General features: G+C 66.0%; 10 protein-coding genes. 6 read left to right on the forward strand and 4 right to left on the reverse strand.

Annotated elements, in window-relative coordinates; translation table 11 throughout:
• Positions 1-223: 223 nt before the first annotated feature.
• The gene (locus J7I84_RS11095; RefSeq protein ID WP_013600696.1) at positions 224-445 is read left to right on the forward strand and encodes a hypothetical protein; all 222 of its coding nucleotides are present in this window, start codon (positions 224-226) and stop codon (positions 443-445) included.
• 205 nt (positions 446-650) lie between these two features.
• On the opposite strand, the gene J7I84_RS11100 is transcribed toward J7I84_RS11095, so the two are convergent.
• From J7I84_RS11100 to J7I84_RS11115, 4 genes are all read right to left on the reverse strand, one after another.
• Positions 651-1961, reverse strand: coding sequence for an RNA polymerase sigma factor (locus J7I84_RS11100; protein WP_311381126.1), 1311 nt, complete (start codon positions 1959-1961; stop codon positions 651-653).
• A gap of 315 nt (positions 1962-2276) precedes the next feature.
• Positions 2277-3614, reverse strand: coding sequence for a DUF4192 family protein (locus J7I84_RS11105; protein ID WP_214944462.1), 1338 nt, complete (start codon positions 3612-3614; stop codon positions 2277-2279).
• Between the two features lie 111 nt (positions 3615-3725).
• Entirely contained in the window at positions 3726-5072 is a 1347-nt protein-coding gene (locus J7I84_RS11110) for a nitrate/nitrite transporter (protein WP_214944464.1), read from the reverse strand.
• Between the two features lie 51 nt (positions 5073-5123).
• A complete protein-coding gene (locus J7I84_RS11115; protein ID WP_214944466.1) occupies positions 5124-6062 on the reverse strand; it encodes a proteasome assembly chaperone family protein in 939 nt (312 codons plus the stop codon).
• A 256-nt stretch (positions 6063-6318) separates the two neighbouring features.
• Between J7I84_RS11115 and J7I84_RS11120 the strand changes: the two genes are divergently transcribed.
• The 5 genes from J7I84_RS11120 to J7I84_RS11140 all read left to right on the forward strand — a co-directional run bounded on the left by J7I84_RS11120 (position 6319) and on the right by J7I84_RS11140 (position 12488).
• Positions 6319-7842 carry a leucyl aminopeptidase gene (locus J7I84_RS11120; RefSeq protein WP_214944468.1) on the forward strand — a complete coding sequence of 508 codons (1524 nt, stop codon included), beginning with the start codon at positions 6319-6321 and terminating at the stop codon, positions 7840-7842.
• A gap of 254 nt (positions 7843-8096) precedes the next feature.
• On the forward strand, positions 8097-9479 hold the full coding sequence (gene lpdA, locus J7I84_RS11125) for a dihydrolipoyl dehydrogenase (protein ID WP_214944470.1): 1383 nt from the start codon (positions 8097-8099) through the stop codon (positions 9477-9479).
• Positions 9480-9592: 113 nt separating this feature from the next.
• Complete coding sequence (gene sucB / locus J7I84_RS11130) at positions 9593-11386, forward strand: 2-oxoglutarate dehydrogenase, E2 component, dihydrolipoamide succinyltransferase (protein ID WP_214944472.1); 1794 nt, start codon at positions 9593-9595, stop codon at positions 11384-11386.
• 162 nt (positions 11387-11548) lie between these two features.
• Positions 11549-11920 (forward strand): hypothetical protein, encoded by a 372-nt coding sequence (locus tag J7I84_RS11135; RefSeq protein ID WP_214944474.1) that lies wholly within the window; start codon positions 11549-11551, stop codon positions 11918-11920.
• Positions 11921-12059: 139 nt separating this feature from the next.
• Entirely contained in the window at positions 12060-12488 is a 429-nt protein-coding gene (locus J7I84_RS11140) for an OsmC family protein (RefSeq protein ID WP_214944476.1), read from the forward strand.
• Positions 12489-12566 lie beyond the last annotated feature (78 nt).

Genomic DNA, 12566 nt, shown 5'->3' on the forward strand with positions numbered 1-12566 from the left:
CGCTGGAACCGCACCTTCCAGACTAGTCGGCAGCGGCGGTGACAGCCGCCTGCCACACCCACCGGCGCCTGTGCGGCGCACCACCAGCCCCCGTGACCGGCGGAACTTGGCCATTCTTGACCGAACCTTGTGGATACGCGCACAGCGAACTTGCCCCATCCTTGCGATGGTTTGGATACGAATGCTGGTTATATAGATGTACTGATCTACTAAGGAGGCCGACATGACAACAGCAGTGGCAGACCGCACACTCAACGCACTCGACCGGTGCGACCGTTGCGGAGCCCAGGCATATGTGCGGGTTGTACTCGAGTCCTCCGGCGGTGAGCTGCTGTTCTGCGGCCACCATGCCCGTGCAGTCGAGGCGACGCTCAAGCCGTTGAGCTCCGACTGGCACGATGAGACGGGAAAGCTTCACGAGAAAGCTGCCGTGGAAATCGACTAGATGAGGCATCGGTAACAACAAAACCTGCGGGGCCCTTCCGCCACGGAAGGGCCCCGCAGGCGTTTAAGAAAACCCATCGGATCGTGCCCTTGCCACGGCCGAACGCGACAGACACTAAGACAACAGGGGGCCGAAGACAACAGGGGCCGTCCCAAATCCACTGGCAGTGGATTCGGGACGGCCCCTGTTTGGTCCTGCTGGAGACTTAGTCCAGGTAGTCCCGCAGCACCTGCGACCTGGAGGGGTGGCGGAGCTTGGACATGGTCTTCGATTCGATCTGGCGGATCCGCTCGCGGGTGACGCCGTAGACCTTTCCGATTTCGTCTAAAGTCTTCGGCTGTCCGTCCGTCAGGCCGAACCGCATGGCCACCACGCCGGCCTCTCGCTCGGAGAGGGTGTCCAGCACCGAGTGCAGCTGCTCCTGCAGGAGGGTGAAGCTCACGGCGTCAGCCGGGACAACGGCCTCGGAGTCCTCGATCAGGTCGCCGAACTCCGAATCGCCGTCCTCGCCCAGGGGCGTATGGAGCGAAATCGGTTCGCGGCCGTACTTCTGGACTTCGACAACCTTTTCGGGCGTCATGTCCAGTTCCAGCGCCAGTTCCTCGGGCGTGGGTTCGCGGCCCAGGTCCTGCAGCATCTGGCGCTGGACACGTGCCAGCTTGTTGATGACCTCGACCATGTGCACCGGAATGCGGATGGTGCGTGCCTGGTCGGCCATGGCGCGGGTGATGGCCTGGCGGATCCACCAGGTGGCGTACGTGGAGAACTTGAAGCCCTTGGTGTAGTCGAACTTCTCCACGGCGCGGATCAGGCCCAGGTTGCCTTCCTGGATCAGGTCCAGGAACAGCATGCCGCGGCCGGTGTAGCGCTTGGCCAGCGAAACCACCAGGCGCAGGTTGGCCTCCAGCAGGTGGTTCTTGGCGCGCTTGCCGTCGTGGATGATGAACTCAAGTTCACGCTTGTACTTCGGATCCATGGACCCGTCGTCGGCGGCGATCTTCTCCTCGGCAAACAGCCCGGCTTCGATCCGCAGCGCAAGGTCCACTTCCTGCTCCGCGTTGAGCAGTGCCACCTTGCCGATCTGCTTCAGGTAGTCCTTGACGGGGTCAGCCGTGGCGCCGGCAGACATGACCTGCTGCACAGGAGCGTCGTCGTCATCCGCGTCGGAGTAGACGAAGCCCGTGCCGGAGCCGGCTGCGCCCTTTACGGGGTCAGCTTCGGCATCCTCCTCGACGACTTCGGCGCCTTCGAGTGCGGTCTCGTCGAGGTCTTCCTCGACTTCTCCGGCCGCGTCATCGTCGTCGGCGTTCTTTCCCGCGGCCGCTGCTGCAGCCTTGGCGCCGGGCTTGGGCCCACGCTTCTTGGGCTCGCGCTTGCCGTCCGCTCCAGCTTCGCCGGCCGACGCCTTGTTGGCTGCCCGCGTGGCTGCCCGCTTGGCGTTGGTCGCGGCCTGCTTCTCCTCAGGGGACAAGACGTCCTGGGCGGCGGAATCCTTCTTCGTGGAAGACGGGGTCACAGAAAACCTTTCTAGCGGTGGTCTGTGGAATCACCATACGGGCAACACCACTATGACCCTGTCAAGTCCGTGATGAAAACCTAGCGCCACCACGGCCGGCAGAGTCACTTAAGACAACTCCCGGAGCGGCTGTAATGTTCCCTTGCGGGGACGGTTACAAGCACTCGATACACGGACCCAACCGGGTCTCGGCATCTATTGTCTCATGATTTGCCCGGATCCGGCCTCTCCTGCTGCCATCCGTTCCCACTGCCTTTCAAGGACCGCCCGTGCCGGGGTTGCCTCCGCCGATCCCCCAGCGTGGCTCCCCTCCGCTCAAAGGGCCGCTGTCTCCCCCGTTCCTTCCCCTCCGGGTTCCTCCCGGAACTTCTGCCAGGCCGCGTCCTTCCGCGCAGCCCAGCCGCAGAGCGTTCCCCTGCCTACAAGGTCCAGCAAAAGCTCCGCGAGGCGGTAGCCCGGTTCGAGCTCAAGAGCCTGGTTCAGGTAGGCAGCAGAGTAAGACCCGCGGCCCCTGCACCACGCGACCCAGCCCTGAAGGGTCAGTGCTGCGGCCGCCGGGCGCCCACCCAGCACAGCCAGTTGACCAAGAATCCCGTCCAGGGCGTCCAGGCCCTGCCAGTCGGGAACCTCGGGCGCCATCCCCATGAGGACCTCGCCGTAGCCGGCAGGAGCGGAGCCAGAAGTCCTCCCGGTTCCCCGCGCCTGGCGCAAGTCGTTGGGACGGCCGGCCGTAGTCCCCGCCGCTTCGGCCATCCGGCCACTCCTCGCAAAGCGGCGGCGCGCGAACTCCACCGGAGGCAGCAGCGGCAGCGAGACCACCGGGATCCCGTCGCCGTCCCCGCCGCCGTCCCGAAGCACGCCGAACTGTTCGGCACCGGCCTCCGCAGCGTTCCTGCCGGCCGCTGCCATCACCAGCACCGCGTCGCGCCAGGTGGGGCAGAGCAGCGTGGCGCGGAGGAAGGCGTCGCGGTCAACGTCCGGCATCCATGGGCCGGCCTGGGACCGGTCCAGCAGCATCTCCCAAAAATCGAGCACGGCATTGAACTGCGTCCTGGATCCGAACCTCCCGCCAAGTTCCTCCTCCCAGCCAGCCTGCGCCTCAAGGACGGCGGCCAGGTGCATGGCGGGAACCGCTGGTGCCGGGCCGCCGCCTGCCCTTGGCGCTGGACCAACGCTGCTGCCCCGGTAAACCATTTCAGTGTTCAGCATGCTGTCCCTGATCTGCTGCACGGGGCGCCCCGGAAGCGGGCAACAGGAAGTATCGGAGCACAACGCGTCACGCCAATATTCATCCCCCACCAACCAGGCATCGCGGACGGGCATCCCGCCTTGGGCCAGTGCTGACTGCACCACCGAGATCAGGCGGCGGTAAGCGGACGGGGGAACCATGGCGGCGTCGCTGGTGAAAACGGCCAGCAAGGCGCCGTCAGCGTCATGGTCCGACGCAAGGTAACGGCGGACGGCCCGGGCGAACGCGGCCTGGTCTGCCTGTGCCTCCCGGCCCGGGAGGTCGAGCCGCAACGTGGCGCCGAGCCTGGTGCCGTGCAGCGTCATGGCCACCAGGCTGGAGGCGGGCCAGTACCCCAACGAGTGCGGAATGAAGCCAAGGATGTCTTCCGGCCCGCGGACTGTTAGTCGATCTGAAGCTGTCATGGCTCCAGCATTCGCCGCTGGCCGGGCAGCGGGCAGTGCTGGATTCCGCTATGTGGGTAAATGGCACGGTGGAGGAACAGTGCCGGTAAGAACAGCTAAAGCCGGGCAGGCTCAGTCGTCGGTGGGGGTGGTCTGCCGGCGGCGCGCCAGGCTTTCGCGGCGCTGCCGGGCCAGGGCGCTGCGCAGTGGAGGCACCACGATCCCCTGGTCGGCCATCTGCCGCCGCACCTTCCGCCGGGAGGCCAGGATGGCGGCGGCGCCCACCGCCAGGAGCACGAACTGGACGCTTAGTGCCAGCCGGAAGGGGGCCAGGCCGTACAGCACCCCCTGCGAGAATCCGGTGGCGTAGAGGACGTCAAGCACCAGGCCGATGAGGAAAATGGACACCAAGGCCGCGATGAAGCCGCCAACATTGACGATCCCGGTGGCGGTGCCGATCCGGTGCGCGGGATTGAAGGTCCGTGCAAAGTCGAAGCCGATCATGGAGCCTGGGCCACCGATTGCGAGGACCACCACCAATCCGGCCAGCAGCCACAGCGGAGCGCGGCCGGGCACCAGCAGCACGGCGGCCCAGGCGGCGGCGGTGCCGGCAGCAATCAGCAGCACCATGGTGGAACGGCGCAGCGGGTGGCGCGAGACGAAGCGCCCGATGAAGGGGCCCACCGCCATGGCAGCAGCGACGTACAGCGCCATCAGGGCGGCAACGGTACCGGCGTCCAGGCCCTGTGCCGAGATAAGGAACGGATAGCCCCAGGTCATGGCGAAGACGGTGCCGCTGAACTGGATGGTGAAATGGCTCCACATCCCCAGCCGTGTCCCGGGTTGCCTCCAGGCGCGGGCCAGCGAGGCCCCTGTGGCCCGGAGGCCTTGCCGGGCGTGCGGCCGCTCCGTGCCCGGGGGAGCATCCTGCAGCAGCAGGACGACGAGCACGACGGCGAGCGCTGACATACCGGCCAGCATCAGGAAGGCAGGGGTCCAGCCGGACAGGTGCAGGACCAGAGCGAACGGCAGGACGCTGAACAGCTGCCCCAACTGGCCGGACATGCCAGTCAGCTGCGTGACAAGCGGGACCCGGGCGGGCGCGAACCACAGCGGGATGAGGCGAATCACTGAGATAAAGGTCATAGCATCGCCGGCGCCCACCAGGACGCGGCCCAGAACTCCCCCGGGGATGCTTTCGGCGAAGGCCAGCTGCAGCTGTCCGAGTCCCATCAGGACTGCACCGCCGGCGATCATGGCCCGCGATCCGAGCCTGTCCACCAGCAGGCCCACGGGAATCTGGAGACCTGCGTAGACCAGCAGCTGCAGGACGGTAAAGAAGGAAATAGCGGACGCCGAGGCGTGGAACCGCTCCGTGGCCTCGAGTCCCACCACACCGAACGAGGTACGCTGCGCCACGGCCACCAGGTACCCGAAAATTCCAATTGTCCAGATAAGCCAGGCGCGGGGTGCAGTCACCACTTCATTATGCCCGTCCAGGGCGCGCGCACCCGCAGCTGTGACGCCGGGCTACTGCCCCGGGTTCTCCCTGGCCAGGTAGGCCTCCACGGCGGCGCCGATGTCGTCGGCGTCGGGAAGCTCGTCATTCTCGTTGGCCAGGAGCGACCGGCGCACCATGCCGTCTGCTTTCTCGTCGTACCGGGTTTCGAGGCGGGAAACCACTTGCTGGACCTCCTCGGAGGCCTCGATCTGCTCGGCGATCTGGCGGCTGACTTCGCGGCCCGCTTCGCGGAGCCGGTCGGTGGGCAGCATGAGGGACGTCGCTGCACCCAGGTATTCCAGGCCGGCGACGGCGGCGGTCGGGTACTCGGCTTCGGCCAGGTAGTGCGGGACGTGGATGACATACCCGGCAACATTGCGTCCGGCTTCCACAAGGCGCAGTTCGAGGATGTGGCCCACAGCGGCAGGAACTTCGACCGTGGGCTTCCACACCGAGATGCCCTCAATCAGCTCAGGCCGGTTCCCGTGCACCGTCACGCCTACGGGGCGGGTGTGCGGTACGGGCATGGGGATGGAGTGGATCCAGGTAACCAGGTTGACATCCAGTTTCTCCACGATGTTCACCACAGCGCGGGCGAACCGCTCCCACTGCAGGTCGGGTTCGAAACCAGCCAGCAGGAGGAATGGCTTCCCCAGGCCGTCCACCAGGCGGTAGAGGGCCAGCCGGGGCTCCTGGTAGTCCTGGATGTGGTCCTCCACGAAGCTCAGGTGCGGCCGCCGGGACCTGTAGTCGATCAGCTGGTCAGCGTCGAAGACCGCTACGGGTTTGGCTTCGAGGGTGTCCAGCAGTTCGGCGTTGATCTGCTTCACCACGTGTCCCGCGTCGGCGAAACCGGTGAAACCCATGACCAGGTTCAGCCCCTGGAGTTCGGGGCTGTGGAACAGCTCGATGTTGCTGGCATAGAGCGCGTCGGGGTCCAGCAGGGAGCCGGAAATCCGTTCAAGCACGGCATGTTCCTTTCAGGGTGCGGGTGGACATCATTCATAACGCTGCGCGGGCACGGGGCATTCCACCCGGCGGTGTGGCGCACCTCTCAGGAAATTCTCCCGGGGCGCCAGGGAAGGGCTACGATCGGAACTGGCCTGCCAGGCGGGCCTGCACCCACCCGGTGACCGTCCGGAACGGCCGGATCCGGGCCACCATGGCAGAGCGCCCAACATGCATCCCTGCCCGAAACGTTTCGAGAATTGAGGACTCATCCCTGTGGTCAAGAATACTGAAGTCAACCTTAGTACCGTCTCGCGGGACCTGAAGAAGAGCCCCAGCGACGCAGTGGTCATCGGGGTGGGGCAGGGCACTGACGGGCCCGTCCTGCTGGACAACCCGCTGACGGCGAAGTCCGCGGAGGCACTCGGAGACTCGCTCAAGGCACTCGGAGTGACCGGCGCTGCCGACCAACTGGTCCGCCTGCCGGGCCTGCCCGAAACCGGTGCCGGCATCCTGGTCCTCGCCGGCGTTGGCAAGGTTCCCGCCACGGGGTCGCTCACAGGCGAGGCACTCCGCAGGGCCGCGGGGTCGGCGGTCCGGCAGCTGGCCGGCATGGCCACGGTCACCCTGGCGTTCCCGACGGCGACAGCGCAGGACGTCACGGCTGTCGCCGAGGGCGCCGCACTGGGCGCCTATTCCTTCACCGAATTCCGTTCCTCTGCGGACGGACTCAAGGATCCTGTCCGCAATGCGGTCATCTTCACCGACCTGGCCGGCAGCGCGGACCTGGACGCCGCCCTTAAGCGTGCCGGGCTGGTGGCCAAGGCCGTGAACCACACCCGCTCGCTGGTCAACACCCCGCCCAGCCACCTGTACCCGGAATCGTTCGCGGAGGCCGCCAAGGAACTGGCCAAGGGCCTGCCCGTCAAGGTCACAGTCTGGGACGAGAAGCGACTTGAAAAGGAGGGTTTCGGCGGCATCATGGGCGTGGGCAAGGGCTCCACCCGGCAACCCCGCCTGGTTAAGGTCGAGTACGCCCCCGCCAAGGCGACCGCCAAGATCGCCCTGGTCGGCAAGGGGATCACGTTCGACACCGGCGGAATCTCCCTCAAGCCGGCCCTGAACATGGGCGACATGAAGAGCGACATGGCGGGCGCTGCCGTCGTCCTTAACACTGTCCTGGCCCTCGCCGGGTTGGGCCTGCCGGTAAAGGCGACTGCCTGGCTCTGCATCGCGGAGAACATGCCCGGCGGTGGCGCCTCACGCCCCGCGGACGTCCTGACCATGTTCGGCGGCAAGACCGTGGAAGTCCTCAATACCGACGCCGAAGGCCGGCTGGTCATGGCGGACGGCATCGTCGCTGCCAGCCGCGAATACCCGGACGCCATCATCGATGTCGCCACCCTTACCGGCGCGCAGCTGATCGCACTGGGCAACCGCACCGCAGGAATCATGGGATCCGAGAGCGTCACCGATGCGCTCAAGGCAGCAGCGGACCGCGCCGGTGAACTGGTGTGGCCCATGCCCCTGCCGGAGGAACTGCGCCCCACCCTGGATTCGCAGGTGGCGGACCTGGCGAACATCGGCGAACGGCACGGCGGCATGATGACCGCTGCCGTGTTCCTGCGCGAGTTCGTGGGTAAGGACAAGGCAGGCGAGCAGATTCCCTGGGCGCACATCGACATTGCGGGACCGTCCTTTAATAACGGCAGCCCTTACGGCTACACGCACAAGCAGGGCACCGGATGCACCGTCCGAACTCTGGTTGCCTACGTGGAGGACATCCTGGCCGCCGCCTAGGCACGGGCTGTAGCGCCGGTGCCACGCGGCTTTGCGGGCAGGTGATCCCTGTACCACAGAGCCGCGTGACACTGGACACAAGCGCTCCACAAAGGCAGTGCCAGGGTGGAGCATGGATAGGTGGTTCGCTAAGGTGAACCACGGTAGTCACAAATGCAAGAGAGTTGCCCTGCTGACATAATCACGGCAGTGCAAGTTCCAAGACCAGATGATGCGCGACGATCGCGTCATCGTTCACGCGAGGGAGCGTTTTAGTGGCCGATCAGGCAACTGCGCAAGAATTCGACATCCTGGTACTCGGTGGCGGCAGCGGCGGGTACGCTGCTGCGCTGCGTGCGGTACAGCTCGGCCTCACCGTCGGCCTCGTGGAGAAGGGCAAGCTGGGCGGCACCTGCCTCCACAACGGCTGCATCCCCACCAAGGCCCTGCTGCACTCCGCAGAGCTCGCCGACCACGCCCGTGACTCCGCCAAATACGGCGTGAATGTCACCCTCGACAGCATCGACATCAATGCTGTCAACGCGTACAAGGACGGCATCATCGCCGGCAAGTACAAGGGCCTGCAGGGTCTCATCAAATCCAAGGGCATCACCGTCATCGAGGGTGAAGGCAAGCTGCAGGGCACCGATACCGTCGTGGTGAACGGCACCGCGTACAAGGGCAAGAACATCGTCCTGGCCACCGGCTCCTACTCGCGCACCCTTCCTGGACTGGAAATCGGCGGCAAGGTCATTACCTCCGACCAGGCCTTGACCATGGACTTCATCCCCAAGAGCGCCATCATCCTGGGCGGCGGCGTCATCGGCGTCGAGTTCGCCTCGGTCTGGAAGTCGTTCGGCGTGGATGTCACCATCGTCGAAGGCCTGCCCTCCCTCGTTCCCAACGAGGACGCCACCATCGTCAAGAACTTCGAGCGGGCATTCAAGAAGCGCGGCATCAAGTTCTCCACCGGCATCTTCTTCCAGGGCGTGGAGCAGAATGACGACGGCGTCAAGGTCACCCTGGTGGACGGCAAGACGTTCGAGGCGGACCTGCTGCTGGTCGCCGTGGGCCGCGGCCCCGTCACTGCGAACCTGGGCTACGAGGAAGCCGGCGTCACCATCGACCGCGGCTTCGTCATCACCAACGAGCGCCTCCACACCGGCGTCGGCAACATCTACGCGGTCGGCGACATCGTCCCCGGCGTGCAGCTGGCCCACCGCGGCTACCAGCAGGGCATCTTCGTGGCCGAGGAAATCGCGGGCCTCAAGCCGGTGGTTGTCGAGGACATCAACATCCCCAAGGTCACCTACTCCGAACCCGAAATCGCCACCGTCGGCTACACCGAAAAGGCTGCCAAGGAAAAGTTCGGTGAAGACCAGGTGCAGACCCAGGAATACAACCTGGCCGGCAACGGCAAGAGCTCCATCCTGGGCACCTCCGGCCTGGTCAAGCTGGTCCGCCAGAAGGACGGCCCCGTGGTGGGCGTCCACATGATCGGTGCCCGCATGGGCGAGCAGGTGGGCGAGGCCCAGCTGATCGTGAACTGGGAAGCCTACCCGGAGGATGTGGCGCAGCTGGTGCACGCACACCCCACCCAGAACGAAGCCCTCGGCGAAGCCCACCTGGCGCTGGCCGGCAAGCCGCTGCACGGCTAGTTCCCCCAGCATTACCAGGCCAGGTGCACCCGGTCGCACAGACCGGGTGCACTAGGCTTCCAACAAGGCAGCAATCATTCGCACTAAAGATCAATAAGGAGAACGGGGACGACATGTCTGAATCCGTTAACTTGCCCGCCCTCGGTGAGAGTGTCACCGAAGGAACCGTCACCCGCTGGCTCAAGCAGGTAGGTGACCGGGTAGAGGTGGACGAGCCGCTGCTCGAAGTCTCCACCGACAAAGTAGACACTGAAATCCCCTCTCCTGTAGCTGGCGTGATTGAAGAAATCCTGGTCGCTGAAGATGAGACCGCCGAGGTAGGTGCGCCGCTGGTGCGCATCGGCGACGGCTCCGGCGGCGGCTCCGCGGCCGCCGGGGAAGCTCCCACTGCGGCACCGGCCCAGGAGGCTCCCGCCCAGGAAGCGCCCGCTGAAGCAGCACCGGCCCAGGAGGCTCCTGCCCAGGAAGCCCCGGCCCAGGAAGCTCCCGCGGCCGGCGGTGGCGAAAGCCACGAGGTAACCCTCCCCGCCCTTGGCGAGAGCGTCACCGAAGGTACCGTCACCCGCTGGCTTAAGGCCGTTGGCGACTCCGTCGAGGTGGACGAGCCCCTGCTCGAGGTTTCCACTGACAAGGTGGACACCGAGATCCCGTCCCCCGTTGCCGGTACCCTCCAGGAAATCAAGGTCAACGAAGACGAAACCGCCGAGGTTGGTTCCGTGCTCGCAGTCATCGGCTCCGGCGCTCCCGCTGCCGCAGCTCCCAAGGCTGCACCGGCACCGGCCGCAGCTCCCCAGCAGGAAGCCCCCAAGCCCGCACCGGCGGAGGCGGCTCCCGCACAGACCGCACCCGCGGAGGCGGCACCCGCACAGACCGCACCGGCCCAGGCGGTACCTGCACAGCAGGCCCCCGAGCAGGCTGCCCCCGCCCCGGCCCCTGCTGCTCCGGCAGCCCGGGAAGCCGCACCGGCCTCAGGTTCCGAGTCCGGCTACGTCACTCCCCTGGTCCGCAAGCTGGCCAACCAGCACGGCGTGGAGATTTCTTCGCTGTCCGGCACCGGAGTTGGCGGCCGCATCCGCAAGCAGGATGTCATTGCCGCCGCTGAAGCGAAGGCTGCTCCCGCAGCCGCTCCGGCCGCAGCCCCTGCTGCGTCCGCCCCGGCGGCCGGCGGAGGACAGGTTTCCTCGCTGCGCGGCACCACCCAGAAGGCTCCCCGCATCCGGCAGGTCATCGCCCGCCGCATGCGCGAGTCCCTCGAGGTCTCCACGCAGCTGACCCAGGTCCACGAAGTGGACATGACCAAGGTGGCCAAGCTCCGCCTCAAGGCCAAGAACTCGTTCCAGGCCCAGAACGGCACCAAGCTGACCTTCCTGCCGTTCATCGCCAAGGCAGTGGCGGAGGCCCTCAAGCAGCACCCCAAGCTCAACGCTGCGTACGACGAGGACAAGCAGGAAATCACCTACCACAACGCCGAGCACCTGGCGATCGCCGTCGACACCGACAAGGGCCTGCTGGTTCCGGTCATCGCCGACGCCGGCAACCTGAACCTGGCCGGGCTGGCCGGTAAGATCGCCGATGTTGCGTCCCGTACCCGCGACGGCAAGATCGGTCCGGACGAACTGTCCGGCGGCACGTTCAGCATCACCAACATCGGTTCGGTGGGCGCCCTGTTCGACACCCCGATCATCAACCAGCCGCAGGTTGGCATCCTGGGTACCGGCGCCATCGTCAAGCGCCCCGTTGTGGTCGCTGACGAAAACGGCGATGACTCGATTGCCATCCGCTCCATGATGTACCTGTCGCTGACGTACGACCACCGCCTGGTGGACGGCGCTGACGCGGGCCGGTTCCTCCAGACCCTGAAGGCACGCCTCGAAGAAGGCGCGTTCGAAGCAGACCTGGGACTGTAACCTCTCCGGGACATCAACGACGGCGGCGCCGGCAAGGGTGGGATACCTCCCCCAGCCGGGGCCGCCGTCGCGGTTTAACCACAAGCAGCCCGCCAGCGGCCGGGCATGGCCGCCCGCGTGGCTTTGCTACGCAGCGTAGAAAACACTGGCTAAGCTGAAGCCATGACTATTCTCCTCAACATTTTGGTGTTCCTGCACGTCGTAGGCGCCGCCATGATCGTGGGCTACTGGATCGCCACCATGCGGACCCCTACGGTGCACCCGCGCCAGCGTGACGGCGCCTTCCTGCAGCTCCTCACCGGCATCGCCATGATGGGCATCCTGCCCGTCCTGCACAACCAGGATCCTGCCCATTTCGGCGACCTGAACTACGCCAAGCTGGGCATCAAGTTCGTCATCGCCGTTGTGGTTGCAGTCCTGGCCGTTATCGGAACTCGCAAGGTCAAGAACGGGGAGCCCGTGTCCACCGGCGTGGCCCATGGCGTCGGCGGCCTGGCCTTGATCAACATCGCCATCGCCACCATCTGGCAGTAACCGCCCTGGTTCGGCCACCCGGTCATAATCCTCTGAGAGCGGATTATCCGTGCAAGGCGGGGGCCGGATCCCTAGGATGGGAAACGGTGGGCCCGGCCGCGGATGCCGGACCCGGATCGAACCGACGTCGAGGAGAGACATGGCTACAACACGCAACGCCCACACCGTATGGACCGGAAGCCTGACTGAAGGCTCGGGCAACACCACCCTGGACAGCTCCGGCCTGGGCACCTTCGAGGTCACCTGGAAGGCGCGCACCGAAGCTGCCGGCGGGAAGACCAGCCCTGAAGAGCTGATCGCCGCTGCCCACTCGGCATGCTTCTCCATGGCCTTCAGCCACGAACTCAGCCAGGCAGGCTTTACGCCCGAGGAAGTGAACACCAAGTCAGAAGTTGGCTTCCAGCCCGGCACTGGCATCACCGGCAGCCACCTGACCCTGAACGCCCGCATCCCCGGCATCTCGCAGGAAGACTTCCAGCGCATCGCCGAGGCCGCGAAGAAGGGTTGCCCCGTATCCCAGGCCCTGGCCGGCATCGAGATCACCCTCGACGCCACGCTGCAGTCCTAGGCTGCACCACCCAGCACAACAGCAAAGGCCCTGCCCTCCCGGACATCCGGGCGGGCAGGGCCTTCGTTGTTGCCGGCG

The organism is Arthrobacter sp. ISL-85 (genome assembly GCF_018613675.1).
Classification (GTDB): domain Bacteria; phylum Actinomycetota; class Actinomycetes; order Actinomycetales; family Micrococcaceae; genus Arthrobacter.